Genomic DNA, 26,894 nt, shown 5'->3' with positions numbered 1-26,894 from the left:
ATGCGGAGACTGCCGATGACCCGGCCATCCACCGCGACGGTCTATGAAGGCGTCATGCCCGACCGGGCGGTCAAGGCGCAGCCCAGCACGCGCGGCTCGGCCAAGCTGGAAACGCTGACGGGGCTGCGCGGCTTTGCCGTGGTCGTGGTCTTTGTCTCTCATGCGGCAAATGCTGGCTTTCTGCCGCGTTTCATCGGCAATGGGGTCGGGCAGCTTGGCGTGATGCTGTTCTTCATCCTCAGCGGTTTCCTGATGGGGATGCTGTATCTGGAACAGCGTCCCGATGCGCTGGCCCTGCGCCGCTATGTCACGGCGCGGTTGGGTCGGGTGCTGCCATTGTTCTATCTGGTCGTCGCGGTGTCGGTGATCGCGACAATGGCCGGAGTGGTCTGGCCGTTTCCGATCACGGATGCGCCGATGCTGGCGCAGCATCTGTTCCTGCTGAACGGCACGCGCGAGCTTTGGGCCGTGCCGGTCGAAATCCAGTTCTATGCCATATTCGTGTTGACCTGGCTGTTTTGCCAACGGCAGGGCAGGCTTTCGCTGACGCATCTGGCGCTGGTCTTTGGGGTGCTGGGCGTGGCCTTTGTGGCGCAGGTGCTGGCCTATCACACAGACTGGATGACCTTTGTCACGGTATTTTATTACACGCCCTATTTCCTGAGCGGCATGTTGATCGCCCTAGCCCGCAAACGCATCATGGACCATGCCACCCAAATGCCCGGATGGGCGCTGACTGCCATCGCCGTGCTGGCGGTGCTGGCCTTTGTCGCGGTCAATCCGAACTTCCGGCAGGGCACGGCGCTGGCGGTGCCGATCTGGGCCGATCCGCTGATCTGGGCGGCGATGGTGCTGGTCTTCGTTTGCAGCCTTGTGGGTGCCGGACCGTTCCGCTGGCTGGCCACGGGACCGCTGCTGTTTCTGGGCGAAATCTCATACGGTTTCTACCTGCTGCACGCGATTTTCCTGAAATGGGCCGAGCCGCTGGCCGCGTCCCCTTCGCTTGGTGCGCGTCTGGCCGTCATCGCGGGGGTCGGTCTGGTCACGGCGGCAGTCGCGTGGCTTAGTCTGACATGGTTCGAACGTCCCGCCCTGAAACGCGCAAAGGCCATGGCATGAGCGTGGCCCCGATCACCATGCCGGCAGGGCGCCCGATGCAGCCGATACGGCGCAGCCGGACTGCCGACAAACGCGACAAGACCAGCTTCATGGATTGGCTGGATTCCGCGTTTTTCGCCGTGGTGGTCCTGTTCTCGGCCGATGCCTTCATGTTCCTTGGGCTGAATTCGATCATCTGGCTGCTGTGTTACGCCTATATCTTCCTGCGCATGGCCATGAGCCTGTCGCAAGTCGCCGAGGCGCTGGAGCGGAACTGGGTATTGCTGCTGTATCCGGCCCTGTCGGCAAGTTCGGTGCTGTGGTCGGACCTGCCCAGCGAAACGCTGCGCTTTTCGCTGCAGCTTGGCGTGACGGCGCTGATCGCGATCTTTCTTGGCTCACGCTTCAGTATCCAGCAGATTTACCGGACGTTTTTCATGGTCATGTTCTTTACCATGATCGTGTCGGTGATGAACCTGACCAGCGCCATCACGCCTGCTTACGATGCGCGCGATCTGTTTCAGGGCATCTTCAACTCCAAGAACTCGCTGGGCCACAGGGCTGTGCTGTTTGCCGTGACATGTGCCTTCGGCATTCTGATCCTGCCGAACTTGCGACCGCGTTTTCGGCTGGCCTGCGTGATGGGTCTGCTATGCGTGACCGTCGTGCTGATGGTGGCGGGTTCGGCCACGGGCATCCTGTTTTCGGTCGCGGCATCGGGGGCGGGTATGGCGCTGTGGTTCCTGCTGCGTTGGCGCAGCGCATGGGCCTTTCTGGCAGCGGCGGCAATGGCAGCCCTGGGCCTGTTCCTGATTGCCAGCCTGTTCACGCGGCTGGACCCGCTGTCCTTCCTGTTGGGGCTGGTCGGGCGCGATGCGACACTGACCGGGCGCACGATCCTGTGGGATTTCGGGTGGGAGCATTATCTGGCGCATCCGTGGCTGGGCTATGGTGCGGCAGGCTTCTGGGACAACCCGCATTTTGCATCCGACATCATCGCGCTGCGCAGCCGTTACGGCGAAGGCGTGGTCGGCTTTCACAACCTGATCATCGAGCTTCTGGTCACGCTGGGTCCGATGGGGGTCGTCGCCCATTGCGCCATGACGCTGACGGCACTTTTCCGCACATTCTGGCACGCGCGGTATCGTGCAAATGCTTATGCTGCATGGGCTTTTACGCTGATCCTTGCGATCTTTGGAATGTCCATGCTGGGGGCGCAATATTTTCAGGGCCATTCCATCGTCATCATGCTGGTCCTGATCCTTGCCGCTGCCTTCCCTTCGCCGCTGGCTCCTCGCACCGCGTCCAGGATGCGGCCTTCTTCCAACCCATGGGACAACTCCTTCCCTACGTTCCCTGAATTCAAAGGCATGTCATGAACCACGATCTTCCTCATGCACCGTCGGTCTGGCGCAATGACGTGCCGGATTTCGCCCTGCTTGTGCGCCGAACGCTGGGTGGCATCCGACGCAATCTGCCTGTCCTGATCCTTGGCAGTGCCTTGGCCGGGGCGCTTGCCACCGGATTGGCGTTGACCCGGCCCGATTACTATTACGGCACGTCGGCCATCATGATCGACCCCCGCTTGGGCGGCAGCGGCGATGCGGCAGCGGCCCCGACGATCTATCTGGCCGACGCGCTGGTCGTCGATTCCGAAATCGAGGTGCTGCGTTCGGACCGCCTGCTGCGGCGCGTGGTCCAAAAGCTGCAACCCCAGATCGTCGCCGCCATGAGCAATGGCGCCCCTCAGGAAGCCGAGGAAGCCTCGCCCGGCCCGATCGCCCGTCTGCGCCAGATGCTGGGTCAGCCCGAAGAAGAAGTGGCCCCGCCCCCCACCGCCGAGGAAATCCAGGAGGCGCAGGTGGCTTGGGTCGGCGACAACCTGACGGTTGAGCGTCAGGGCAATACCTTCGTCATCCTGATCGGGTTCACTGCCGAAGATCCAAGGCTGGCTGCCGATGTCGCCAATGCCGTGGCACAGGAATATGTGCTGTTCCAACAAGATGACAGCCGCAACCGCGTCCAGCAGGAATCCGCATGGCTTTCCGCCGAGATGACCCGCCTTTCCATCGAGGCGCGTCAGGCCGAGGCTGCGGTCCAGAAATTCCTTGTGGAAAATGACGTGCCCAAGGATGGCGAAACCGGACTTGCCGGTGCGACCATGACCGATGTCGAGGCCGAGATCGTGGATCAGCAGCGCGTTCTGCGCAGCCAGACCCTGTTCACCGCCGAAATCGACACCGACATTCGCCGCCTGCAGAACGAACGTGTGGTGGGCGATCTGTTGTCGCTGAAATCCGACAACGTTTCGCTGAGCCGCCTGATGCAGCAATACAAGGACGCGCAGCGCAGCGATGGCGGCAATACCGCCATTCTGGCCCGCATGGCCGGTCAGATCATGAATGAGCTGACCACCATGCGCGAAGCGTCCGAGGCGGTTAAGGAAGTGACCGAGGCGAACCTTGCCAAGCTTGAGGCGCGCCATTCCGAATTGCAGGCCGAACTGTCGCAGATCGCTGCCACGCAGATCGAACTGGGCAACCTTCAGCGCGAATCCGAGGCGGTCAAGGAACAGCAGCGCAGCGTCATGGGCCAGTTGCAGCGCAGCCAAAGCCAGGACCTGTATATCGTCAGCGACACGCGGGTGATCGACGATGCCGTGCCCCCGGCCAATCCGGCAAACCCGCCGCTGGTTCTGGTGCTGGCCACCGGCCTGATCGGCGGCTTCCTGTTGTCGCTGGCATGGATATTCATGCGCGGCCAGCTTGATGATCGCATCCGTGGGCCGCAGCCTTTGCGCGACCGTCTGGGCCTGTCCTACATGGGCTCGGTTCCGCCGCGTCCGTTTGCGCCTGCAGCCCTGATGAATCCCGGCCTGCTGGCGCAGGGGAAATCGGTCGATAGCGGCCAGCTTTACGACAGCCTGCGCCGCGCGGCCGTGGTTTTGCGCCGCGACCGGGGCACGACGCTGGTCAGTTCGCTGGGTCAAAGCTCCAGCCGTGCGATGCTGTCCAGCAGTCTTGCCGCCTTCCTGACCAGTCAGGGCGAAAAGGTTCTGCTGGTCGAAGGCGACATCAGCAATCGTCGCCTATCCAGCGTGCTGCGGCCACAGTTGAAAAACGTCACCCCCGTCAACACGACGCTGGATCTTGCCAACCCGTCCGAACGGCTGACGGTCGCCATGCCGAATATCGGCCGTTCGGTCGATCCGTCGAACTATTCGGCCGCGATCGCTGCGCTGCTGGCCAGCCGTCAGGATCAGCATGAAATCGTGATCATCGACGGCCCGCCGCTGTCGGGCGCAGTCGATGAAATCATCGCCGAGGCCAAGGTCGGCAAAGTGCTGCTGGCGCTGCCCTTTGGCAAGGTTTCGCTTCACGCCCTGGAGCAGATCCTGGACCGGAACGAAGGCATTGGCCGCAGGCTGTCGGGCGTATTCCTGACCGATGTGCGTCAAAGCCGTCTGCGCCGTCACGACCCCATTCTGAAAGGCAAGCCCGCTTGACCGGCGGGCTTGTCCAAGCGACCTGACTGCGCCGAAGCGCGACAATCCTCCCCATTTCTTGTCACGACATCAGGCTATATATGACCAGTGAAACCGTTACCCCTCCGGCAGATACCGCGGCCTCCCCGCGCGGTCTGCTGCACCCTCGCACCGTTCGGCGGTTGCGCATCTATTCCGGGCGCGCACGTGCTGTCGCGCGCGGGCTGAAACATCCCTGCCTGTTCCTGCACATGCCAAAATGCGGCGGCACATCGCTGTCCGAGGCGCTGTATGGAACCGTGCCGCTGCACAAGACAGTGGCGGTGCTGGACGCGATCTCGACCCGCCGCGCGGCTGCCATCCAGACCTTTGACCGCGACGAAGAAGCGCTTTGCCACGACGATCTGGAACATGGCGACATCACATTCAATCTGCGCGAACAGCTGATGTTGACGCATATGGCGGCAGGCGCGCAGCTGATCCACGGGCACGTGCTTTATTCTGCCGCAATGGAACGGCATTTCGGCGCGCGTTACCGCATCACGTCGGTGATGCGCGATCCGGTGTCGCGTGCGATCTCGAACTTTTCGATGATGGCAGGGAATGGCTATGTCTCGTCCGATGTGGACGCATGGCTTGACGGTCCCGTCGGTCGCAGCCACGCAACAGTGTTCCTGCGCTATCTGGGCGGCAAGAACGTCGTCACGGCCGAAGAAGAACCTGCCGTGCTGGAACTGGCGCTGGAGCGGTTGAAGAACATCGCCGTGCTGGGTTTTCTGAACGACATGCCAAAATATCTGGACCGGTTCGCGGATGAGTTCGGCGTCAAGCCACAGGTCCATCGCTATAATCAGGCGGCATGGCCGACCATCAGCCTGAATGCAGCGCAACGCAGCCGGTTGGAGCAAGCCTGCGCCGCCGACATGGCAATCTATGACGCTGCACGGCGCCAATTCGGATAGGATGACGATCATGCCCAAGCCCACCGCCATCGGGATCGGCGCGCAAAAATGCGCCTCGTCCTGGATCCATGCCGTGCTTGCCGCACATCCCGAAGGCGCGGTTGCGCGCGAAAAGGAACTGGATTTCTTCAGCTATTACTATGACCGCGGTTATCGCTGGTATGAATCGCTGTTCGACGTGAAAAGCACCGCCAAGGTCTATTTCGAAAACTCGCCCAGCTATTTCCACGATCCGCGCGCGCCGGAACGGGTCCACGCCTATGACCCGGCGATGAAAGTTCTGCTTTTGCTGCGCGACCCGGTCGAGCGGGCCTATTCCAACCACCTGCACGAAGTCATCAAGGGCCATATCCCCAACGGCATCAGCTTTGAGGAAGGGCTGGCGAACAACCCGTCTTATCTGGATCAGTCCCGTTACGGGACGCATCTGGGCCGCTGGATGCAGGTCTTTCCGCGCGAACAGATGCTGGTGTTGTTTGCCGAAGACATCAAACGCGATCCGGGCCAGCAGGCCCGCCGCGTCTATGAATTCCTTGGCATGGCCCCCGATTTCACTACCGGCCTTTTGTCCGAGCGGCGCAATGAAAGCGACCGTGCCCGGATGCCGTGGCTGCGCAACGTGCTGCGCGCGCAAGGTGACCGGATGCGCCGCATGGGTCTGGAAGAGCAGTTGATGAACATGAAGAAGCTGCCGCCGTTCCGCCAGATGCTGGCCGCGAACCGCATCGACGTGCGGGCCGAAGTGCCCAAGATGCTGCCCGAGACCCGGCAAAAGCTGACGCAGGAACTGCAGGGAGAGATGGAATCGCTGTTCCAGCTGCTTGGCCGCCAGCCGGCCGAGTGGCCCGGCTTTACCAGAATGCGGGCCTGACATGTCGGGTCAGCACGTCACGGCGCCGCGGGGGCGCCCGGCCTTTTTGCGCGTGCTTGGCAGCGCCGAGACATTGGTTCCGCTGACGATCCTGTTCGCACGGGTATTCGGCGCGGTTCTGGGGCTGGTCCTTAGTCTTGTGATGGCCCGCGTCATGGGGCCGCATGAAATGGGCCGTGCGCTGACGGCCATGTCACTGGCGATGATCCTGCCAATCTTTGCTTCGGGCAGTTGCGAAATCGGGGCATCGCGTTTTCTGACGCAGGCGCTTTATCGCAACGAGAATGCACGTGCGGCAGGGTTCATCCGCATGACGTGGCAGGTCGCCGCGATTTGTGTGCCGGTCGTGATCGTCGTGGGCGCGCTGTTGTGTCTGCGCATCTCGCCCGAGGATGGTCGCACGGCATTCCTGATCGCGGTGGCCAGCGCCGCCCTGATGGGGATGCTGCGCATCGGATCCGCCCACGCGATGGGCTTTTCGCGGGTGATCGTCGCAACTTTGCCGGGCACGTTCCTGCGCCCGCTGATGCTGCTGATGTTCTTTGGCATCTACCTGCTGATCTGGTCCGAGATGCCGTCGGCAACGGTCGTGCTGATCTGCTTCCTGCTGTCGGCGGCGGTCAATCTGGCGCTGCAGCAGGGTCTGCTGATGGGGAACTATCGTTCCTTGTCGGGCATCCGCCGCGACATGAGCGAGCGTCGCGGCTGGATCGCCTATGGCCTGCAGATGGGCGCGACGATGCTGTTCATCGAATACAGCAAGGAAGTCACCGTGCTGTTTTCGTCCTTCAGCCTGACGCCTGCGGATGTGGCAAGCCTGTCTGTCGCGCTGTCCTTTGTCGGTTTCGTGCGCTTCGGCGTGGTGGCGGTCAATCAAAGCATCACGCCGAACCTATCGCGCAGCATCGCGGCGGGGGACGACAATCGGCTGCTGCAGATCGTTGACCGCTCGACCCTGATGAAGATGGTGCCCGTGATCGGTGGCCTGCTGCTGTTCGGCCTGTTCGGCCATCAATTGCTGCGGCTTTACAATGCAGGGTTTGAGAAATCCTGGTGGCTTTTGCTTTTGCTGATGGCCGATCCGCTATGTCTGGCGATATTTGGCCCGGCGGCCAACGTCCTGTCGCTGACCGGCCAGCAACGCCGCCTGATGATCGTTGGAATCGTCATGTTGGCCGTTCTGGCTGCGTTGGTGGTGATTGGCGGCTATGCCTTTGGTCTGGCGGGCGCGGCGATTGGCGCGACCTTGGCATGGACCGGATTTTACGGCGTGCTGACTTTGCTGGTCTGGCGTGAAAAACGGGTCAATCTGACATTGCTGGGGACGCTGGCGCGGAAAATCAGATAGTGCGTTGTAAAAATAGATGAAACGTCGCGCCAAAGGGTGTCTGGCAGCTCAGGCCGCCCCGGCGCGGCAGGTTCGATCCACGGAAAGCGACGGGCCATCCACGACGACCAGATCACGTCCCCGGTTCTTGGCTGCGTAAAGATTATGGTCCGCCTTCAGCAAGATCTCGTCCAGGTTTTGTCCGGGTTCGCGAACGCAGACGCCGACGCTGACCGTGATTGCGCGGTCCATGATGCCCACCACGCGCAAGACGTTTCGCACGCCTGACCTGATACGCTCGGCCACCTGCAGGGCTTCCTCACGGTCGGCATCCAGCAGAAAGACGGCGAATTCCTCTCCGCCCAGGCGTGCGGCCAGATCGCGTTCCCTGATCGATGCGCGAAGGGCGGATGCAAGTTCGCGCAGCACCGCATCACCGACCGCGTGGCCGTAGGTATCGTTGATCGATTTGAAGTGATCGACATCGATGAACAACAGCGTATCGGCGGAATGTTTTCCCCCGGCAATGACGGCAGCAGCATCGTCAAAGAAGGTTTTGCGATTGGTTAGGCCGGTCAGCCCGTCCGTGCGGGCGGCGTATTCAAGCTTGGTCGCCATCGCGGCCAGCTTCATCTGCTGGCCAATAAAGAAATAGGCAAGCGGGAAGCCGACGATGATCACGATCACCGAGGTCAGCAGCAAATCAAGCAGCAGCCGATCCGCGAAAAAGATGCTGTAAAAGATCAGCGTCAGCGTTTCTGCACCGATAACGGCAGCCAGCACGATCAGGCAGGTTTGCTTGAATACCGAAAACTTGCCGAATTTCTTTAAAAGGCGGTGCGAATACGCCATTACTCTGCCACGTCACTGCTATACGTGTGCGATCAAGTCAAAAACAAGTCAAAGTTGCAAGCTGAAACATGGCCTTTGGGGCAGGGGCAGGGCAGAATTGATCGATATGATCATCCGTCGCGGCCTTGCGGCAGAAACTGCCGGGTGGTGCTGAACTTGGCCCCACCCGGCTTTCCATGTCGATGGTCGTTACTTGATCTGCCCGACACGCCCCGCGGCGATTGCCGCCATATTCAATATGTCGTTCACGGTCGAGGTGGTCGAACAAATCTGGATCGGGGCGGGCACACCCGTCAGTATCGGGCCGACAACGGTTGCCCCGGCCAGTTCCTGCAACAGCTTGACCGAAATCGAGGCCGAATGCCGTGCAGGAACCACCAGCACGTTTGCCGGGCCAGTCAGCCGCGAGAAGGGATATTTCGCCGCCTGCGTTTGGTTCAGCGCAACGTCAACGGTCATTTCGCCTTCGTATTCGAAATCCACCTTGCGCGCATCCAGCACCTCGGTCGCGCGGGCCATCTTTACCGCGCGTTCGCTGATCGGATAGCCGAAGTTCGAAAACGACAGAAAGGCCACGCGCGGCTCTAGTCCCAATCCGCGGGCAACATGCGCGCCACGGCTGGCGATATCGGCCAGATCCTCGGCCTCGGGCCATTCATGGACCAACGTGTCGCCGATCAGGATGACCCGGCCATTGTGCAGGACGGTCGTGATGCCCACGGCACCATCGGCGGGCGTCACGTCAAAGACGCGGCCGATCTGGGCCAGCACATGCGCGCTTTTGCGCGTCGCGCCGGTCACCAACCCGTCGCCATGCCCATGCGCCAGCATCAGCGCAGCAAAGACGTGCCGGTCGCGGTTCGCCAGCTTATAGGCATCCTCGCGGTCCACGCCCTTGCGTTGCAGCCGCGCGTAAAGCGTGTCGTGATATTGTTCCAGATGGCGGGAGTTCGCGGCGTTGATGACGCTGATTTCACGCGCGGCATCGCCAAGACCGGCTGCCTCCAGCTTTTCGCGCACATCGTTTTCCCGGCCCACGACCAGCGACTGGCCCATGCCGCCCCGCTGCCACGCCACAGCGGCGCGCAGCACACGCGGATCGTCGCCTTCGGCAAAGATCATGCGGGCCTGCGCCTGACGCGCACGGGCATGGATGCCTTGCAGGATCGACGCCGTAGGGTCCATCCGCGCCTTGAGCGACTGGGTGTAATGTTCCATGTCCGCGATGGGGCGGCGCGCGACGCCCGTATCCATTCCGGCCTTGGCGACGGCGGGCGGGACGACATGAATCAGGCGCGGGTCGAAGGGCGTCGGGATGATATAGTCGCGCCCGAATTGCAGCTTGCGACCATAGGCCACCGCAACCTCATCGGGCACGTCTTCGCGGGCCAGCGCGGCCAGAGCATGGGCGCAGGCGATCTTCATTTCGTCGTTGATGGCACGGGCGTGAATGTCCAGCGCGCCCCGGAACAGATAGGGGAAGCCCAATACGTTATTGACCTGATTGGGGTAATCGCTGCGGCCCGTGGCGACGATTGCGTCGGGGCGGACGGCATGCGCTTCCTCGGGGGTGATTTCCGGGTCCGGGTTCGCCATGGCGAAGATGACCGGGTTTTCCGCCATGCTTTGCACCATGGCCTGCGTCACCGCGCCCTTGGCCGACACGCCCAGAAACACATCGCAACCGCGCATCGCATCCTCAAGCGAGCGTGCGTCGGTTTTGACCGCATGGGCCGATTTCCACTGATTCATACCCTCAATGCGGCCCTGATAGATCACGCCCTTGGTGTCGCACATGATGCAGTTTTCATGCCGCGCGCCCATGGATTTCAGCAGCTCCAGACAGGCGATCCCGGCAGCGCCCGCGCCGTTCAGGACGATCTTGACGTCCTCGATCCGCTTGCCCGAAAGCTCTAGCGCGTTCAGTAGGCCCGCCGCGCAGATGACCGCTGTGCCGTGCTGGTCGTCATGGAACACGGGAATGTCCATGATCTCCTTAAGACGCTGTTCGATAATGAAACATTCCGGCGCCTTGATGTCTTCAAGGTTGATGCCGCCGAATGTTGGCCCCATCAGTTTCACCGCATTGATGATCTGTTCGGGGTCTTCGGTGTCCAGTTCGATGTCGATGGCGTTGACGTCGGCAAAGCGCTTGAACAGCACCGCCTTGCCCTCCATCACGGGTTTCGAGGCAAGAGCACCCAGATTGCCCAAGCCCAGGATCGCCGTACCATTCGAGATGACGGCGACCATATTGCCTTTGACGGTATAGTCATAGGCAGTCTCGGGCCGCGCCGCGATCGCTTCGACCGGGACCGCGACACCCGGTGAATAGGCCAGCGACAGGTCGCGCTGCGTGGCCATGGGGGTCGAGGCGACGATGTCATATTTCCCCGGTCGCGGCTCCATGTGATAGGCCAGCGCCTCTTCGGCGGTCACGCGGGATTTGCGGGGGGTGTTGTCGTCGCTCATGGGTTCCTCCTGAATCTTCGAAGGTGTTTAACCGAGCGCGGGGCCAGACAGAAGGCGCAGCTGCGCTGACGCAGCTTTAACCAAGAATATACGATGAATAATCAAGCGGGGCCGGAGCAGCGCGCGAGCCGTCGGATTGTTGCGATAATTGCAATTATGTAAACTTATTTTGCGCAGATTTATGCGAATCCTATATCCTCGCCCGCTCCGGTGGCCGCCGCACAAGCAAGAAACCCGAAGCAAAAAGGCGCCGGGGTTTCCGGCGCCTTTTTCGTTTCAGCCTGCCTTGCGGTCCAGAAACTTCTGCATCTGGGCCTGCGTCTCACCCATCTCGAAGGCCTTGCGGTGGATCTGGCGGGCCAGCTCGAACGTCTCGTCAAAGCCCGCCTGCGTCGCGGCGCAAATGCGCTGCTTGTTGAAGGCATAGGCCAGCTTCGGCTTTGCGGCCAGTTCGCGGGCAAATTCCAGCGCGCGCGCCATGACCTGATCCTGCGGCACGATCTGGTTGATCAGGCCCAGACGGTGGCATTCGTCCGCCTCAAGGATGCGGCCGGTCTGCACAAGGTCGATGGCGCGGGTCAGGCCCAGCATCTCGCGCAGGATCCAGAAGCCGGTGGCGCTGGCAATGCCCTGATTGATCTCGGGCTGGCCCATGCGCGACCCCGCATGACCGATGCGGAAATCGGCCAGCAACGAGACCTGGAAGGCCGAGCCCGCCGCAATGCCGTTCAGCGCCGCGACGAACGGCTTTTCGAAACGGCGGATGGCGTTGTAAAGCGTGCGCCATTCCTCGATCCACAATTCGGCGCGGTCGGCGTCGAAGCTTTTGCCTTCGTTCAGGTCTTGCCCGGCGCAGAACGCACGGTCGCCGGCGCCGGTCAGCACCACCGCCACGACCTCGGGGTTTTTCGAGGCGCGCAGGATCGCCGTCACCAGATCGTCGCGCATGGGCTTGTCCCAGGCGTTCAGCTTGGCGGGCTTGTTCAGCGTGATGACAAGCACGCTGCCCTCCATCTTTTCAAGGATGTGGTCGATCATATTCATTTCTGTCTCTTTTCTTGTCGTCTGGCAGGCAACTGTCTCACTGAAGCTTTTCGGCAAGGCGCCGCCCCTTGATCGCAGCCCAAAGCACCATCAGGATCGTCGCGAGAATGACACCGGCGCTGATCGGCTCTGTCAGGAAGACGGACAAATCGCCGCGCGACATCAGCAAGGCTCGTCGGAAATACTCTTCGATCATCGGCCCCAGGATCACGCCCATCAAAAGTGGCGCCGCATCTATGCGCAAAAGACGCATCGCATAGCCCAGCAAACAGACGCCGAGGACCAGATAGACATCAAAGCTTGCAAGTTTCAGGCTGTAGACGCCCACACAGGTCAGGCAAACGACCGCAGGAAAGAGGAAGCGATAAGGGATGTTCAATAGTCTGATCCAGATCCCCACCATTGGAATGTTCAGCACCAGCAACAGCAGGTTACCAATCCAGAAGCTGGCAACCAAAGCCCAGAACAGATCCGCGTGTTCTGTCATCAGGCGGGGCCCCGGTGGGATGCCATGGATCATAAGGGCCCCCAAAATGAGCGCCATCGTCGCGCTGCCGGGGATGCCCAGCGTCAGAGTCGGAATGAAAGCCGTCTGGGCCGCCGCGTTGTTGGCTGCCTCAGGCCCGGTCACCCCCTCAACAGTGCCCGTCCCGAAGCGCTCAGGTCTGCGGCTAACGCGCTTTTCCACCGCGTAGGACAAGAAGGCAGCGATTGTTGGCCCCGTGGCAGGCAGAGCCCCCAAGAGCGATCCGAGCAACCCGCCGCGAACGACCGGGCCAGTGCTGTCGCGCACGTCATCCCGCGTCGGCTTCATATCACGAAGCCGCACCTTTCCATTGATCGATCCGTGCTGCGGCTTGCCGATATTTGCAATGATCTCGGGCAGGCCAAATAGCCCCATTGCGATGATGACGATACTGATGCCGTCGTAGAGGTTGAAGTTGCCGAACGTGAAGCGCTGTGCGCCCGTGTTGACATCGGTCCCGACTGTTCCAAGCAATACGCCCACAACGACGGCGCCGCAGCTTTTCAGGATGGAGCCTTGCGTGATGCAGGTCGCGGCAATCAACCCGAGCACCATGACAGAGAAATAGTCTGCCGGGCCAAATCGCAGCGAAAGATCCGCCAGCAGCGGCGAGAAGATCGAGAGCAGGACAATCCCCATCGAACCACCGATAAAGGACGCGATGGCCGTAAGGAACAGCGCCTGTCCCGCCCTGCCCTTCTTTGTCATCTGATATCCGTCCAAGGCCGTCACGGCCGTTGAGGCCGAGCCGGGAAGGTTGATCATGATCGACGCGATCGATCCACCGTATTCTCCGCCGTAATAAATGCCGGCCAACATTACCAAGGCGGCGTCTGGCGGCAGATAAAACGTCAGCGGCAGTAAAAGCGAGATCGCGATCATCGAGCCGATCCCTGGCAGCACGCCGACAAACGTCCCGACTGTCACGCCGATGAAGCAATAAAACAGGTTCGTCAGGGTCAGGGCTTGGGCAAAACCGCCCGCAAGATTGGAAAGCAGGTCCATGTGTCAGAGCTCCCCCAAAACCGGGATCGGCATGCCCAGAAGTTTGACAAAGACCAGCCAGATACCCGCCGCTAGGCCAGCAGACAGCAACGCACCTTGAAGGACGCTGTTCTGACGATCGGCAATCGCGCAGACCGTGCCACAAACCAGAATGGTCGGAACCATCCCGGCCTTGTCGATCATCAGCGCAAAGATCACCACACTCGCTGCAACGAATAGCACGGACCGCAGTTCTGGTCGTTCAATCGCTTCACCGGTTTCTCGCAACGCATTTCCGAATACGGCAAGCCCAATCAACGTTGTGACGACACCGACAGCGAATGGGAAAAACCCCGCCCCCATCGTGGTCAGAGAACCTACTCCATAGCGCATCGACGCTAATGAAAAGCCCGCACCTACGATGGCGATACCCAGTCCCGCAATCGAGTCGCGCGACAAGAATTTGATTGGCAAATCAGCCATGTCTCCCGTCATCCCCTTGTTGGATAATAATTATTTTATTTGGCTGGGGGCGCTGCATCTACGCATTCACGCGCAGCGTCTCGCTTGACACTAGCACTCGATTCGCGCAGCATCAAAATAATAATTACAATAATTGCATACCAATAGTGAGGAAATCATGACCATCAGAATGCTCGCGGCAGCAGCCATCGCAATCGCAACGCTGGCCCCAACTATCTCTGCGCACGCCGCAGAATACCCCGCCAAACCTTCCCGCATCGTCGTGCCCTATAATGCCGGAGGGGCAGTCGATTACGTCGCGCGTGTTGTCGCCGAAGCGCTGGGGAAAGGACTTGGCCAGAACTTCGTCGTCGAGAACCGCCCTGGTGCGTCCGCCAGCATTGGCATCCAGTTCGTGACGAACGCTCGGGCTGACGGATACACGTTGCTCTTCACCTCGATCACCAGCAATGCCATCACCGCCGCAATGGAACCCGACAAAGTGGGTTACGATCTCAAGGCTGATCTTCAGCCGGTCGGTATCGTTGGCCGTGTGCCTCTTGTGCTCGTCACAAGCCAGAATATCCCAGCGAATACGATCGCTGAACTGATCGAATACTCGAAGGAACAGGAGATGCCGATCTCCTTCGCATCCTCCGGGATCGGATCCACCGAACATCTTGGGGCGTTGGCTTTTGCGCAGGCCGCAGGGATCGAAATGCAGCACATCCCCTACACAGGCGGTGCGCCTGCGATGACGGATGTCGCCGCCGGCCGTGTCGATTTGATGGTCGCCACGCTTCCGACAGCGCAGCCCCAGATCGAAGCAGGAAATATCAAAGCCCTCGTCATCGCAAACGACGAGCGTGTCGAGATCCTGCCAGAGGTGCCAACTGCAAAAGAGGCCTCGCTCGAGGGTTTTGACGTCGCCTCGGTCTATGGCTTGCTCGCGCCGGCAAAAATCGATGCTCAGGCGCTTGAGACCCTTCGCGGCTCGCTCGACGAGATCGCCAAGTCGCCAGAGTTCGCCAAGATGATGCTGGATCGTGGCATCATTCCGAACGCAGAGGTCAAAGCCGATCCCGATGCGGCTTACAGTGCCGAGCTCGATCTGTGGCGAAATCTCGTGGCCCAAATCGAGACCAAGTAATCAGGTTTCAGGCCACCCGGCGCGAAGAACTCTTCGCGTCGGATACTCCGCGACCATTGGTCGATTACATCCTCGGCCCTCTCAGAACGTGAAAGAATTGACCATGAAGAACTCCGTCGCGATGGACCCCATCGATCATACGCTGTTCAGGGACACGCTTGCAGCGCGTGCCATCGAAGAGCCGAACACTGTCTTTCTCCGTTTCGGAGATGACACATATACCATCGGACAGATCAATGCCGCATCGAACCGGGTCGCAAACGCGCTGTTGGGCAGTGGTTTGAAGCCAGGGGACCGTGTGGGCCTGATGTTACCAAGCCACCCCGACCATATCATTGCGATCTTTGCTACAATGAAGGCAGGACTGGTGCGGGTTCCCGTGAACGTGCATGCGAAGGGGCCGTCGCTTGAGCACTATTTCACAGCATACGACCTCGCGGCACTCGTTGCGGATGATCAATACCGCGCCCAGCTTGATGAGGCATTTGTCGAGGTGGCGGCCCCCGCAATCATTTGGCGCGGCAGCGTCGATGGTCGTGGCGACAACTATGAGGCTTTGGTTGCGCAGGCCAGCGACGCCGAACCCGATGTCTGCTTCGATACCGACGATATCCTTGCACTGACCCCGAGCTCGGGCACGACTGGCGCTCCGAAAGGCGTTCTCAAATCGGACCGCACCTTGCGCGCGGGTCCTATGGCGGTTCTCAAGATCACCGATGCCCGACCCGGAGACGTTTTTCTGCTCTGGGAGCCGCTGCATCATGGTGCAGGCGTTGCTGTGATCATCTCGGCCGTGCTTGGGAAGGTTACCTTGGCCATGGTGGAACGTTTCAGCGTGTCGAACTTCTGGAACGATGTCCGGCGTTATGGCGTCACGCATATCCACTATCTCGGCGGCGTTCTTCCTCTCTTGCTCAAGCAGCCGCCGAGTGATCAGGACCGCGACCATAAGGTGCGCATCGCCTGGGGTGGGGGATGTCCGCCCGAAATTTGGCGCGACGTCGAAGAGCGGTTTGGCGTTACCCTGCGGGAAGGCTATGGCCTCTCGGAACTCATCACATTCGTCACCCTTAACCTGGACCGTCGGGTCGGGTCCTGCGGCGTGCCGCTGTCGCTCTACGATCTCAAAGTTGTCGATGATGATGGACAGGAGGTGGCTGCAGGCGAAGTCGGAGAGATTGTTGCAAAATCGAAGCAACCGGAGACCGGCTTTCTTGGCTATTTCCGAAATGAGGAAACTACGCGAGACACGCAACGCGATGGCTGGCTTCTGACCGGAGACCTGGCACGGCGAGACGAGGACGGCTTTATTTTCTACGCAGGACGTAAAAAAGAGATGCTGCGTCGTAGAGGCATCAATATCTCTGCCTGGGAGGTCGAGCAGGTCGTCAACAAACACGCCGCCGTCGCCGAATGCGCCCTGATCGGCGTTCCCAGCGAACTGGGAGAGGACGACCTGAAGATCGTTATTCGGCTGATCGAAGGTGCCAGCCTTGACCCGATGGCGCTGATCGAGTTCTGCGAAGCGCGGATGCCCTATTATCAGGTTCCGCGATACGTGGAAGAGATCAGCGAGTTTCCGAAGACCCCGACGCAGCGCATCCGCAAGAAGGAGTTGTCGCGCAGTGTATCATCCTCATGGGATCTGGAAGCGACGGGCCGGACGGTCTCGCGCAAGCCGGTCAAAGCATGAGCGGGTCGTGCGACTACGTTCGGCTTGATCACGACGGTGGCGCAATTGCCACCGTCGTGATTGATCGACCGGCAAAGCGGAACGCTCTGGACCGATCAGGCTGGGCAGCCTTGGGCGAGATATTCTCATTCTTGTCGGGTCAGTCCTCTTTGCGCAGCGTCATTCTTACCGGTGTGCCCGGTGCGTTTTGCGCAGGTGATGACATTTCGGCCTTTGCGGCGGTGGGAAATGATCCCCAACTCCGGCAGGAGTATTGGGACACGATCATGTCCTGTTATGAGGCTGTCGGCACCCTGCCCGTTCCTGTCATCGCGGCCATTGATGGCCCTTGCATCGGCGGCGGCTGCACCTTGGCGCTGCGGGCAGATTTCAGGATCGCCGGACGCAACGCCTATTTCGCGGTTCCCCCAGCGCGCTTGGGCTTGGTCTACCCTGCGCAAAGCAGTGCCTTACTCGCACAAGCTGCGGGAGATCAGCTGGCGCGATATATGCTTTACTCCGGTGGTCGTGTTCCTGCAGAGCAAGCCGCCTCTGCTGGCCTTGCCATTCATGCGGAGGTTGCAATTGATCGCGCGCGTGATCTTGCTGCGGAATTCGTGCACAGTGCGCCGATGTCCGTCCATGGCGCGAAAATCGCCTTGAACGCCACAAGAACGGGCACATTGCCGGAGGTCGCGTCGCAAATAAAGCAGCTATCTCTGGAAGCAGAACGCAGCCGTGACAGACAAGAAGGTCTTCAAGCCTTTGCGGAAAAACGGCTCCCACGTTTTACCGGTGGGTGATAGAAGATCGACCTCAGTCCAAGCGTGTTACGAGACAGATCCGGATGACGTGGCAACCACTACCGCCTGCCCCCATTGATACTGACCCTGAAGGCGCAGATCCGCGCCTGTTTATCCGTTCGGTGATGAAAGCCATGCTGGTTCTGGAGGCGTTTGATGCTGCCGAACCGGCGATGGGCCTGCAGCGCCTGGCAGAGCGCACGGGGCTTGGGCGCAGTGCAACACAACGGTTCGTGCACACGCTCGAAATTCTTGGCTATCTGCGGCGTGATCCGAAGACGCTGAAATACAGTCTCTCCAATCGTGCCTTCCTGTTCGTGCGAAGCATTCTTTCGACCAATTCGGCCTTGGAACAATCTTTCCATCTTCTGTCACGGCTTGCCGAGCGGATCGGCGAAACCGTGTCCTGGCTGGAGAAAGATGGCGATGCGGCTGTGGTCATCGGAACAGTGCCAAGTCCGCATAGAACGGCCATCATTCTTCCCGTCGGGACACGGCTCGAGCTGGCCAGTTCATGCGCCGGCCTGTTTCTTCGAAACTCAGTCGACGGTCTCGGTGCAGACTCAATTGCGCAAGGTTGGGCAATCACCGAAGCGGATCTTGATCACGGCAGCCTGACGGCTGCAGCTCCGGTTAAGGACGTTCGCGGCAACGTCATCGCGGTCATAAATGTATCCATCCTGCGTGACCGAATGACAGCGCAGGAAGCGCGAGAGCGGATAATTCCGGCACTGGTTGAGGTAAGCAGAGAAGCCAGCCAGATCGCGTTCGGTTAAGAGAATAGGCTCAGAACCCGATTGCCCGCGTGACGGCCTCTGCCGCCTCTCGCATCGGTGCCAACAGTCGTGCGACAGCGTCCGATTTGGGTAGACGACTTTGAAGTGCCGATACGTTGATCATGCCCAGCGGAGGCCCCGACGTGCTGAAAACTGGCACTGACATCGACACGCTGTACAGATCTTCGCTTTTCTCTGTCAGCGCATAGCCTTGATCACGGATGTCCTGAAGAACATCTGCATAGGTTTCGAAATCAGACGTGCCCATCCTTCGGCGCGCCGCATCGTCAGCCCGCAGAAAGATCGTTTCTGCTTCCTGTCGATCGAGATGTGCCAGAAAAACCTGACCGGATGCCGCTGTCAGAACATTGAACCGCTGCCCGACCGGCAAGCTGACATGGCTGTAGTGCTGGCTGCGCACGGATTGCAGGATGACAATCTCATCTCCGTCCCGGCCAACCCAAGCGACAGATTCACCGGTTTCCTCTGCAAGGCGCTTTAGCGCCGCCGCGATACGCGGGCCAGCATTTTGCTGGCCCACAAGTGCATCGCACAACTGAAACATTCGAGCCGTCAACCGATAGCTTTGATCATCCTGTGCCCGGTCGAGGTATCCGAGATAAGCCAAAGTGTAGACGATACGCTGGATTGCACTGCGCCCGATATCACACCGTTCGGCCAATTCGGACAGCGTCAGTTGCTCTCTACCACCATTGAAGGCATTCAAGACCGTCATGCTGCGCTCGATCGCCTGCACATAAAGCCGGTGATCGGGTTCCGGACTCGTAAGTCCAGGGCTAGCTTCTGGTTGCTTTACCATGCAATTATCGACTGCTGTTCTGAGTTTCGTCAACGCCTAGCTAGCCAGCCTTGCTACCATTGTCGACGGTGCTGTTCTTAAATTGACGCCGTTAAACCTGACGCAGCGCGGCGATCAGGTCGTGGAAGCGGTCGCCCTGCACGATGACATGATCCCGAAGCGCCCGGGCCGCCGCATCGGCATCACCCGCGCTGATGGCCATGACCACCGCATCATGTTCGGCATAGGATCGCCCCATGCGGTTCCTGACCTGCAACTGCATCCGTCGGTAAGGCTGCAACATCGCGTGCAGCCGCGATGCCTCGCGTTCCAGAAACGCGTTATGCGTGGCGCGATAGATGCAATGATGGAATTCCGAGTTGCGGGTGTAATACCCCTCGACATCGCCCGCCTCGGCGCGTTGGCGGCAGGCGTCATGCGCGGCCTCCAGCGCCGTCATCTCGCTGTCCAGAATGCGGCGCGCGGCCAGACGCCCGCAGGTCGCCTCGATCTCGGCCATGACCTCAAAGCGTTCGGCCAGTTCCTCGGGGCTCCATTCCGTGACGAAGGTGCCGCGCTTGGGTACGACCCGGACTAGCCCCGACGCTTCCAGCTGGTGCAGCGCCTCGCGGATGGGGGTGCGCGAGACGTCAAACTCGCGCTCCAACGCCTCGGGGTCCAGACGGGCACCGGGGGCGTAGACGCCTTGCACGATAGCATTTTCCAGCGCGTTACGGATGCGCAGCGTGTTCGGGATGTTCGTCATCGCGGGCCTCATGCTCATGCACACAGCGTATCCTGCGTCAACGCATTTATCCATCCGATCTTATGTTATATACATCATCGCGTGACAAACGTATAACAAATGCGGGAGGGGATTCGCGGCCAACCGCGTTTCCAAGGAAGATTGCAAGGAGGAGGAGCCGCGCATGACCCCGCATTTTCTATCGATATACGCGCTTGTCGCGATGTTCGTGGTTGCAACGATCTGGCCGATCAACATGGGCGTGCTGGCCTTCGTCGGCGCGTTTCTGGTCGGCACGCTGCTGGCCGGGCAAAGCACCAACGACATCATTGGCGGCTTTCCGGGCGGGCTGTTCCTGACGCTGGTGGGCATCACATGGCTGTTCGCCATCGCGCAGAACAACGGCACCATCGACTGGCTGGTGCGCATGGCCGTGCGCGCGGTCAAGGGACGGATCGCGGCGATTCCGTGGATCATGTTCGGCATTTCCGCGATGCTGACTGCGGTGGGTGCGGTCAGCCCCGGCGCGGTCGCCATCGTGGCCCCCATCGCGCTGGGTTTCGCGTTCCGTTACCATATCTCGCCCTTGTTGATGGGTCTGATGGTGGTGCATGGCGCGCAGGCCGGGGGCTTTTCGCCCATCAGCATCTATGGCGGCATCACCAATGGCGTCGTGGAAAAGGCGGGCCTGCCGCTTAGCCCGATGACCACATTCGCCGCCAGCTTCACCGTCAACGCCGCCGTGGCGCTGATCCTGTTTCTGGTGCTGGGCGGTCGTGCGCTGATGCAGATGCGTCAGGACATCGAGCCGGTGACCGTGCCGCATGTCGAAATCGCCCGCGCCGCCACCGGCCCGCAGATCTTCGGCGACAGCGAGGCCGAGGCGATCAGCCCCCGCATCGGACGCGAAGGCGGCGGTCATTCCAACAAGCTTGTCAATGAGGTCGAAGAGGGCAACCACCCCGACGGCAACCCCTACCAGATCGCGACATTGGCAGGTCTGGCGCTGCTGGCGGTGCTGGTTCTGGCCTTCAAGCTGGATATCGGCTTTGTCGCGCTGACCATCGGTCTGGTGCTGGCGCTATGGGCACCGACCATGCAGAAACGCGCCATGGCGCAGGTGGCATGGCCGGAAATCATGCTGATCACCGGCGTCTCTACCTATGTCGCCGTGCTGGAATCCATGGGCACCATCGATTTCGTGGGCCATAGCGTGGCGGGCATGGCCTCGCCCCTGCTGGCAGCGCTGATGTTGTTCTTTATCGGGGCGGTGGTGTCGGCATTCGCATCCTCGACCGCGGTGCTGGGGTCGCTGATCCCGCTGGCCGTGCCCTTCCTGCAAGGCGATACGGGTGTTGGCGCCATCGGCTTCATCGCCGGAATGGCCGTTGCCTCGACCATCGTGGATGTCAGCCCGTTTTCCACCAATGGCGCGCTGGTTCTGGCAAATGCGCAGGGCGTGGACAAGCAGGTCTTCTTCCGCAAGCTGCTGAATTATGGCGCGCTGGTCACGCTGATCGCGCCGGTGGTTCTGTGGCTGATCTTTGTCGTGCTGCCGGGGTGATCCCGGCCGCCTCCCCCATGCAAAGGAGAATGTCGTGACAAAAGCCGAAGCCTCGCGCCAAAGCCGCCCCGCATTTCTGGGTGAGCTGTTCGAGACCCTGACCGAACGCGGTCGCCGCCTGCTGTGGCGTCGCGATGCGGGCGATGCCCCCCAGCCGCCCGAACTATCCGAACTGGCCCAGGCGCTGCTGTCGCGCCGGGGCGAGGCCTCGGGCGTGGCGCTGGCGCGGGGGCTGCTTGCGGCTTTCGATCACGCCGGACCGGACGCGCGGCTGGGTTTCCTGCGCGTTCTGGCCGAACGTTTCGGCCCTGATCCGGCGGCGGTCAAGGCAGCCCTTGCCGCCATCGAACACGACCCTGACGCGCTGGAGGATCTGCATTCCGCAGCCGAACCGCGCCGGCAGGAACTGCTGCGCCGCCTGAACCTTGCGCCCGGCGGCACCGCCGCGCTGGTCCATATGCGCGAGGAGCTGCTGTCCCATCTGCGCAGCGATCCGTCGCTGCGCCGCGTGGACGACGATTTCGCGCATCTGTTCGGGTCATGGTTCAACCGGGGCTTTCTGGTTCTGCGCCATATCGACTGGAACACCCCCGCCGCGATCCTTGAAAAGATCATCCGCTATGAGGCGGTCCACGCCATCCAGAACTGGGACGACCTGCGCAACCGCCTGCAACCGACGGACCGGCGCTGCTATGGTTTCTTCCATCCGCAGATGGTCGATGAGCCGCTGATCTTTGTCGAGGTGGCGCTGACCCGCGCCATTCCCGATGCGGTGGGTGGTCTGCTGGACCTCAAGCGCAAACCGATTGAGGCCGAGGAGGCGACCACCGCCGTCTTCTATTCGATCTCGAACACGCAGCGCGGGCTGGCGGGGGTGTCCTTCGGCAATTTCCTGATCAAGCAGGTGGTCGAGGAGCTGAAGGCCGAGCTGCCCAATATCCGCACCTTCGTCACCCTGTCCCCCGTGCCGGGCTTTGCCGCATGGCTTGCGGCGGCGCGCAAGGACGAAGCATCAGACCTGATCGACGCCGATCAGCGCATCGCCTTTGCGTTGCTGGACGAACCCGGCTGGCACAAGGACGCAACCAAAGCCGAGGCCCTGCGCGCGCCCCTGCTGGCCGCTGCCGCCACCTATTTCCTGCGCGCCCGCGACGGCAAGGGGCGCGTTCCCGACCCCGTAGCGCGGTTCCATCTGGGCAATGGCGCACAGCTTGAACGCATGAACCATCTTGGCGATGTTTCGGCCAACGGGCTGAAACAGGCGCATGGGTTGATGGTCAACTATCTCTACGACCTCGACCGGATCGAAGTGAACCACGAAGCATTCGCCGAACGCGGCACCGTTGCCGCAGCATCCGTCGTCGCGCGCGCCCTGCCGACGACCTGAAAGGACCCATGATGAGCGACAATCTTTTCGACATCCTTGCGCGCGGCATCACGGACCCCGCCGCCACCGCCATCGAGACGCTTTCCGCCGAGCGCATCACCTATGCCGACCTGACTGCCCGCACGGGACGCATGGCGAATGCGCTGGTGGCGCTTGGCGTGCAGCCCGGTGACCGCGTGGCGGTGCAGGTGGAAAAATCCGTCGAGGCGATCATCCTGTATCTGGCGACGGTGCGGGCGGGCGCGGTCTTCCTGCCGCTGAACACCGGCTATACGCCCACCGAGATCGCCTATTTCATCGGCGACGCCACCCCGGCGATGTTTGTCTGCGATCCGAGGCGGGCCGAGGCGCTGGCTGAGGCGTCGGGCACGGCGCGGCTGCTGACGCTGGGCGCGGATGGCTCGGGCAGCCTGACCGATGCGGCCAAAGACCAGCCGCAGGATTTCGCGACCGTGCCGCGCGGCGCGGATGATCTGGCGGCGCTGCTATATACCTCGGGGACGACGGGGCGCTCCAAAGGCGCGATGCTGACGCATGGCAATCTGGTGTCGAACACCCGCGCGCTGATCCAGGCGTGGGAATATACCGCCCGCGACGTGCTGATCCACGCGTTGCCGATCTTTCACACCCACGGGCTGTTCGTCGCCACCAATGTCACGCTGTTTTCCGGCGCGTCGATGATCTTCCTGCCCAAGTTCGACGTGGATCGCATCTTCGAAGACATGAGCCGCGCGACCGTGCTGATGGGCGTGCCGACCTTCTATACGCGGCTTTTGCAGGACGACATGCTGAACGCCGAAACCACGGCGCGGATGCGGCTGTTCATCTCGGGCTCGGCGCCGCTGCTGGCCGATACGCATCGCGAATGGCGGGCGCGGACGGGCCACGCGATCCTTGAGCGTTACGGCATGACGGAAACCAACATGAACGCCTCGAACCCCTATCACGGCGACCGGGTGGCGGGGACGGTGGGCATGCCCCTGCCCGGCGTCGAGATCATCGTGACCGACCCGGAAACCGGCGCCGAACTGCCCCAAGGCGAGATCGGCATGATCGAGGTGCGCGGCCCGAACGTCTTCAAGGGCTATTGGCAGATGCCCGAAAAGACCGCCGCCGAGCTGCGCGAAAACGGCTTCTTCATCACCGGCGATCTGGGGCGCATCGACGATGTGGGCTATCTGCACATCGTCGGGCGCGGCAAGGATCTGATCATCACCGGCGGCTACAACGTCTATCCCAAGGAAATCGAGACCGAGATCGACGCCCTGCCCGGTGTCACCGAATCCGCAGTGATCGGCCTGCCGCATCGTGATTTCGGCGAAGGCGTGACCGCGGTGATCGTCGGCCCCGCCCCCCCGTCCGAGGCCGAGGTTCTGTCCGCACTTGAAGGGCGGCTGGCGAAATTCAAGCTGCCCAAGCGCGTGCTGTTCATGGACGTCCTGCCCCGCAACACCATGGGAAAGGTCCAGAAGAACCTGCTGCGCGATCAGTTCGGCGGGCTTTACGACTGAGCGAAAACCTTTCGAAAGCGGCGGGACGACACGCCGCTTTCAACACCCAGCCTCACCAGCGACAAGGACCATGACATGACCATCAATATCATCCTTCTTGGCGCACCTGGGGCGGGAAAGGGAACGCAGGCACGGCGCCTGATCGAGGAACGCGGACTGGTCCAGCTATCGACCGGGGACATGCTTCGCGAAGCGCGCCGGTCCGACACGGATATGGGCAGGCGCGTGTCTGACGTGATGGATCGCGGCGAATTGGTCACCGATGACATCGTCATCGAGTTGATCGGTGAAAAATTCGCGCAAGGCGGCAAGGGGTTCATCTTCGACGGGTTTCCCCGCACCTTGGCGCAGGCCGATGCGCTTCAGCAGCTTGTTGCGACCAGCGGGACGCAGATCGACGCGGTCATCGAATTGTGCGTCGATGATCAGGCATTGGTATCCAGAATATCCGGCAGGATGACCTGCGGCACCTGCGGCGAGGTGTATCACGATCAGACCAAGCCACCGAAGCTGCAAGATACCTGCGATCTGTGCAACACCGCCGATCTGCGGCGGCGCCCGGACGACAATCCCAACAGCCTAAACACGAGACTGCTGGAATATTACAAAAAGACCTCGCCGTTGCTGGGTTATTATCACGCGCTTGGCAATCTGCATTCGGTCGACGGGCTTGCGGAAATGGACAGCGTGGCCAGCAATATCCGTTCCATTCTGGATGCGTTCCAAGCCGAGCGGTGACATGACGGCATGCGGGCGGCTAAAGCAGCGCCTCGATCCGGCGCACCCGTGCGCTGGCAATGTGGCGGCGCATCATCAGCTCGGCCATTTCTGCGTCGTGATCGATGATCGCGTCGTAGATGCGGCGATGTTCAACCGCACTTCGCCTGCGCAGTGCAGGATTATCATTCCGACTGCGATACAGCCGCAGCAACGGATAAAGTTCGGCGCAAAGCAGACCGATCAGCAAGGGGTTGCGACTGGCCTGTGCGATGCGGAAATGGAAATCCCGGTCGGTCGTGCCAAGCGCCGAATGAACCTCGGGCTTCAGTCCCTCCAACTGGGCTTCGTGATTTTCGATGATCTGGCGCAGCGCATCGCGGTCTTCGTCCGACATGTTGACGGCCGCAGATCGGGCCGCAAGCCCCTCCAGCATCTCGCGCACCTCGAAAAGCTCGCTCAGGCGTTCTGGCGTGGCTTCGATCACGCGCGCGCCCTGATTGGCAGAACGGGTGATCAGACGCCGTTCCTGAAGGCGGTGCAACGCCTCGCGCAAGGGCCCGCGACTGACGTTGTACTTCCGCGCCAGCAGCGGTTCGCTGAGCTTTGAGCCAAGCGGGATCTCGCCTTGCAGGATCGCCTCGGTCAATTGCTCGAACAGCCGTTCGGCAAGCGTTCCTGACGGCTCGGCAGGTTCGGATTTCCCCGCGTGCTTGTCATGATGTGTCATCGTTTCAGCATCGTCCTTTGTCACCGTAAAAGCCGACGGCAGAGGATCGGCGAAACAAGCATGATATAGATCGTGCGAAATGCGTGGCATGTCACCACGAAAGCCACTTCGACCTCGGCAGCATAGGCGATCACGCTCATCTCAGCAAAGCCTCCGGGGGCCAGCGCCAGAAATAGCGCGGCGGCAGGGATGTCCACGATCTTCCCAAGGATCAGGGCCAGCGCGACTGACATGGCGATCAACACCAGCGTCCAGACCAGCCCGATCAGCAGCGTGCGCCAGACTTCGTTGAAGCGGATGCCAGCAAACCGCGCGCCGGTGATGCAGCCGATGACCACCTGCATTGCCGCCACGATGGCATAGGGGATTTCGGCCGAGGTGACGCCGCTGCCATGCAGCCCCGCGCTCAGAAACATAGGGACCAGCATCAGCCCGCCATAACTGCGCAGCCTGTTGCCCAAAACGTATCCCAGCACCACACAGGCCGACAGGGCCAGCCAATCCAGCGGCCCGCCCGCACCGTGACCCGGCGGGCCCGAGATCGCACCCTGCCCCAGACCCAGCATCTGGCGCAGCATGAAGGGCACAAACGTGACGACCAGCACGATGCGGACCGAATGCACCAGCACCAACTTGCGCACATCCGCCGAGAATTGCTGGCCCAGCAAAGCCATTTCGCCCAGCCCACCCGGGCTTGCCGACAGAAAAGCCGTGGGGCGATCAAATCCTTGCCGGCGAAAGAACAGATAGCCGATCGCCGAAACCGCAAGGAAGAACACCAGCAGCACGATGAAGATCGGCCACCACGCGGCAAGCTGCGTCATCACCGATGGTGTAAAGGCGCTGCCGGCCATCACGCCGACGGCGTCGCCAAGGTGCTGGTCGCCGAAGCCCCGCTTTACGGCCACCGTCTGGCGGAACCTGTCGCGGCGCTGATCGTGGCGCTGGCCGGCGATTA

Annotated in this window: 23 protein-coding genes and 1 pseudogene; 15 read left to right on the top strand and 9 right to left on the bottom strand. The window is 61.2% G+C overall.

The features are described 5' to 3' along the window. Positions 1-15: 15 nt before the first annotated feature. The 6 genes from FN835_RS14710 (at position 16) to FN835_RS14685 (ending at position 7,763) form a co-directional block, all read left to right on the top strand. Positions 16-1,119 (top strand): acyltransferase family protein, encoded by a 1,104-nt coding sequence (locus tag FN835_RS14710; RefSeq protein WP_185958698.1) that lies wholly within the window; start codon positions 16-18, stop codon positions 1,117-1,119. Next, positions 1,116-2,477 (top strand): O-antigen ligase family protein, encoded by a 1,362-nt coding sequence (locus FN835_RS14705; RefSeq protein WP_185958697.1) that lies wholly within the window; start codon positions 1,116-1,118, stop codon positions 2,475-2,477. The genes FN835_RS14710 and FN835_RS14705 overlap by 4 nt, the downstream gene beginning before the upstream one ends. After that, on the top strand, positions 2,474-4,603 hold the full coding sequence (locus FN835_RS14700) for a GumC family protein (protein ID WP_142663988.1): 2,130 nt from the start codon (positions 2,474-2,476) through the stop codon (positions 4,601-4,603). The genes FN835_RS14705 and FN835_RS14700 overlap by 4 nt, the downstream gene beginning before the upstream one ends. Before the next feature lie 80 nt (positions 4,604-4,683). Continuing rightward, the gene (locus FN835_RS14695; protein WP_142663987.1) at positions 4,684-5,544 is read left to right on the top strand and encodes a hypothetical protein; all 861 of its coding nucleotides are present in this window, start codon (positions 4,684-4,686) and stop codon (positions 5,542-5,544) included. Between the two features lie 10 nt (positions 5,545-5,554). Further along, entirely contained in the window at positions 5,555-6,415 is an 861-nt protein-coding gene (locus tag FN835_RS14690) for a sulfotransferase domain-containing protein (protein WP_142663986.1), read from the top strand. A 1-nt stretch (position 6,416) separates the two neighbouring features. Then, positions 6,417-7,763, top strand: coding sequence for a lipopolysaccharide biosynthesis protein (locus FN835_RS14685; RefSeq protein WP_142663985.1), 1,347 nt, complete (start codon positions 6,417-6,419; stop codon positions 7,761-7,763). Positions 7,764-7,811: 48 nt separating this feature from the next. On the opposite strand, the gene FN835_RS14680 is transcribed toward FN835_RS14685, so the two are convergent. The 5 genes from FN835_RS14680 to FN835_RS14660 form a co-directional block, all read right to left on the bottom strand. Beyond that, positions 7,812-8,594: a GGDEF domain-containing protein gene (locus FN835_RS14680; RefSeq protein ID WP_142663984.1), complete on the bottom strand. Its 783-nt coding sequence runs from the start codon at positions 8,592-8,594 to the stop codon at positions 7,812-7,814. Between the two features lie 189 nt (positions 8,595-8,783). Beyond that, positions 8,784-11,066 carry an NADP-dependent malic enzyme gene (locus FN835_RS14675; RefSeq protein WP_142663983.1) on the bottom strand — a complete coding sequence of 761 codons (2,283 nt, stop codon included), beginning with the start codon at positions 11,064-11,066 and terminating at the stop codon, positions 8,784-8,786. A gap of 276 nt (positions 11,067-11,342) precedes the next feature. Next, positions 11,343-12,110, bottom strand: a complete 768-nt coding sequence (locus tag FN835_RS14670) for an enoyl-CoA hydratase/isomerase family protein (RefSeq protein WP_246098756.1) — start codon at positions 12,108-12,110, stop codon at positions 11,343-11,345. A 37-nt stretch (positions 12,111-12,147) separates the two neighbouring features. Beyond that, positions 12,148-13,641: a tripartite tricarboxylate transporter permease gene (locus tag FN835_RS14665; protein ID WP_142663982.1), complete on the bottom strand. Its 1,494-nt coding sequence runs from the start codon at positions 13,639-13,641 to the stop codon at positions 12,148-12,150. Positions 13,642-13,644: 3 nt separating this feature from the next. After that, on the bottom strand, positions 13,645-14,103 hold the full coding sequence (locus FN835_RS14660) for a tripartite tricarboxylate transporter TctB family protein (RefSeq protein WP_185958696.1): 459 nt from the start codon (positions 14,101-14,103) through the stop codon (positions 13,645-13,647). A gap of 157 nt (positions 14,104-14,260) precedes the next feature. On the opposite strand from FN835_RS14660, the gene FN835_RS14655 reads away from it, so the two are divergent. The 4 genes from FN835_RS14655 to FN835_RS14640 all read left to right on the top strand — a co-directional run bounded on the left by FN835_RS14655 (position 14,261) and on the right by FN835_RS14640 (position 18,483). Then, a complete protein-coding gene (locus tag FN835_RS14655) occupies positions 14,261-15,232 on the top strand; it encodes a Bug family tripartite tricarboxylate transporter substrate binding protein (RefSeq protein ID WP_142663980.1) in 972 nt (323 codons plus the stop codon). Positions 15,233-15,335: 103 nt separating this feature from the next. Continuing rightward, positions 15,336-16,925: an AMP-binding protein gene (locus tag FN835_RS14650; protein WP_142663979.1), complete on the top strand. Its 1,590-nt coding sequence runs from the start codon at positions 15,336-15,338 to the stop codon at positions 16,923-16,925. Further along, positions 16,871-17,707: an enoyl-CoA hydratase-related protein gene (locus tag FN835_RS14645; protein WP_142663978.1), complete on the top strand. Its 837-nt coding sequence runs from the start codon at positions 16,871-16,873 to the stop codon at positions 17,705-17,707. Before FN835_RS14650 ends, FN835_RS14645 begins: the two co-directional genes overlap by 55 nt. Before the next feature lie 44 nt (positions 17,708-17,751). Then, a complete protein-coding gene (locus FN835_RS14640; RefSeq protein ID WP_142663977.1) occupies positions 17,752-18,483 on the top strand; it encodes an IclR family transcriptional regulator in 732 nt (243 codons plus the stop codon). A 10-nt stretch (positions 18,484-18,493) separates the two neighbouring features. On the opposite strand, the gene FN835_RS14635 is transcribed toward FN835_RS14640, so the two are convergent. Next, a complete protein-coding gene (locus tag FN835_RS14635) occupies positions 18,494-19,303 on the bottom strand; it encodes an IclR family transcriptional regulator (RefSeq protein ID WP_142663976.1) in 810 nt (269 codons plus the stop codon). Positions 19,304-19,394: 91 nt separating this feature from the next. Then, complete coding sequence (locus tag FN835_RS14630) at positions 19,395-20,066, bottom strand: GntR family transcriptional regulator (protein WP_425467474.1); 672 nt, start codon at positions 20,064-20,066, stop codon at positions 19,395-19,397. A 145-nt stretch (positions 20,067-20,211) separates the two neighbouring features. Here FN835_RS14630 and FN835_RS14625 point away from each other — a divergent pair, with 145 nt between their 5' ends. From FN835_RS14625 to FN835_RS14610, 4 genes are all read left to right on the top strand, one after another. Further along, positions 20,212-21,591 carry an SLC13 family permease gene (locus FN835_RS14625; RefSeq protein ID WP_142663974.1) on the top strand — a complete coding sequence of 460 codons (1,380 nt, stop codon included), beginning with the start codon at positions 20,212-20,214 and terminating at the stop codon, positions 21,589-21,591. A 34-nt stretch (positions 21,592-21,625) separates the two neighbouring features. Then, complete coding sequence (locus FN835_RS14620) at positions 21,626-22,978, top strand: malonyl-CoA decarboxylase (protein WP_142663973.1); 1,353 nt, start codon at positions 21,626-21,628, stop codon at positions 22,976-22,978. 11 nt (positions 22,979-22,989) lie between these two features. Continuing rightward, positions 22,990-24,489, top strand: coding sequence for a malonate--CoA ligase (locus FN835_RS14615; protein ID WP_142663972.1), 1,500 nt, complete (start codon positions 22,990-22,992; stop codon positions 24,487-24,489). 75 nt (positions 24,490-24,564) lie between these two features. After that, the gene (locus FN835_RS14610; protein WP_142663971.1) at positions 24,565-25,227 is read left to right on the top strand and encodes an adenylate kinase; all 663 of its coding nucleotides are present in this window, start codon (positions 24,565-24,567) and stop codon (positions 25,225-25,227) included. Between the two features lie 19 nt (positions 25,228-25,246). On the opposite strand, the gene FN835_RS14605 is transcribed toward FN835_RS14610, so the two are convergent. Continuing rightward, positions 25,247-25,936, bottom strand: coding sequence for a GntR family transcriptional regulator (locus FN835_RS14605; RefSeq protein ID WP_185958693.1), 690 nt, complete (start codon positions 25,934-25,936; stop codon positions 25,247-25,249). Positions 25,937-25,956: 20 nt separating this feature from the next. Further along, positions 25,957-26,760, bottom strand: coding sequence for an AbrB family transcriptional regulator (locus FN835_RS14600; RefSeq protein WP_246098755.1), 804 nt, complete (start codon positions 26,758-26,760; stop codon positions 25,957-25,959). Between the two features lie 36 nt (positions 26,761-26,796). Between FN835_RS14600 and FN835_RS21630 the strand changes: the two are divergent. After that, positions 26,797-26,894 (top strand): annotated as a pseudogene (locus FN835_RS21630) (electron transfer flavoprotein subunit alpha/FixB family protein); the annotation flags it as partial.

The organism is Paracoccus laeviglucosivorans (assembly GCF_900182695.1).
Taxonomy (GTDB): domain Bacteria; phylum Pseudomonadota; class Alphaproteobacteria; order Rhodobacterales; family Rhodobacteraceae; genus Paracoccus; species Paracoccus laeviglucosivorans.
Note: the sequence above shows the minus strand (reverse complement) of the source record. Positions and strands in the feature narration are given on the sequence as shown.

Bases quoted from the DNA above. Each gene is read 5' to 3' on its own strand.
- FN835_RS14710 (WP_185958698.1), top strand. From the start codon at position 16: ATGACCCGGCCATCCACCGCGACGGTCTATGAAGGCGTCATGCCCGAC.
- FN835_RS14705 (WP_185958697.1), top strand. From the start codon at position 1,116: ATGAGCGTGGCCCCGATCACCATGCCGGCAGGGCGCCCGATGCAGCCG.
- FN835_RS14700 (WP_142663988.1), top strand. From the start codon at position 2,474: ATGAACCACGATCTTCCTCATGCACCGTCGGTCTGGCGCAATGACGTG.
- FN835_RS14695 (WP_142663987.1), top strand. From the start codon at position 4,684: ATGACCAGTGAAACCGTTACCCCTCCGGCAGATACCGCGGCCTCCCCG.
- FN835_RS14690 (WP_142663986.1), top strand. From the start codon at position 5,555: ATGCCCAAGCCCACCGCCATCGGGATCGGCGCGCAAAAATGCGCCTCG.
- FN835_RS14685 (WP_142663985.1), top strand. From the start codon at position 6,417: ATGTCGGGTCAGCACGTCACGGCGCCGCGGGGGCGCCCGGCCTTTTTG.
- FN835_RS14680 (WP_142663984.1), bottom strand. From the start codon at position 8,594: ATGGCGTATTCGCACCGCCTTTTAAAGAAATTCGGCAAGTTTTCGGTA.
- FN835_RS14675 (WP_142663983.1), bottom strand. From the start codon at position 11,066: ATGAGCGACGACAACACCCCCCGCAAATCCCGCGTGACCGCCGAAGAG.
- FN835_RS14670 (WP_246098756.1), bottom strand. From the start codon at position 12,110: ATGAATATGATCGACCACATCCTTGAAAAGATGGAGGGCAGCGTGCTT.
- FN835_RS14665 (WP_142663982.1), bottom strand. From the start codon at position 13,641: ATGGACCTGCTTTCCAATCTTGCGGGCGGTTTTGCCCAAGCCCTGACC.
- FN835_RS14660 (WP_185958696.1), bottom strand. From the start codon at position 14,103: ATGGCTGATTTGCCAATCAAATTCTTGTCGCGCGACTCGATTGCGGGA.
- FN835_RS14655 (WP_142663980.1), top strand. From the start codon at position 14,261: ATGACCATCAGAATGCTCGCGGCAGCAGCCATCGCAATCGCAACGCTG.
- FN835_RS14650 (WP_142663979.1), top strand. From the start codon at position 15,336: ATGAAGAACTCCGTCGCGATGGACCCCATCGATCATACGCTGTTCAGG.
- FN835_RS14645 (WP_142663978.1), top strand. From the start codon at position 16,871: ATGGGATCTGGAAGCGACGGGCCGGACGGTCTCGCGCAAGCCGGTCAA.
- FN835_RS14640 (WP_142663977.1), top strand. From the start codon at position 17,752: ATGACGTGGCAACCACTACCGCCTGCCCCCATTGATACTGACCCTGAA.
- FN835_RS14635 (WP_142663976.1), bottom strand. From the start codon at position 19,303: ATGGTAAAGCAACCAGAAGCTAGCCCTGGACTTACGAGTCCGGAACCC.
- FN835_RS14630 (WP_425467474.1), bottom strand. From the start codon at position 20,066: ATGAGCATGAGGCCCGCGATGACGAACATCCCGAACACGCTGCGCATC.
- FN835_RS14625 (WP_142663974.1), top strand. From the start codon at position 20,212: ATGACCCCGCATTTTCTATCGATATACGCGCTTGTCGCGATGTTCGTG.
- FN835_RS14615 (WP_142663972.1), top strand. From the start codon at position 22,990: ATGAGCGACAATCTTTTCGACATCCTTGCGCGCGGCATCACGGACCCC.
- FN835_RS14610 (WP_142663971.1), top strand. From the start codon at position 24,565: ATGACCATCAATATCATCCTTCTTGGCGCACCTGGGGCGGGAAAGGGA.
- FN835_RS14605 (WP_185958693.1), bottom strand. From the start codon at position 25,936: ATGACACATCATGACAAGCACGCGGGGAAATCCGAACCTGCCGAGCCG.
- FN835_RS14600 (WP_246098755.1), bottom strand. From the start codon at position 26,760: ATGACGCAGCTTGCCGCGTGGTGGCCGATCTTCATCGTGCTGCTGGTG.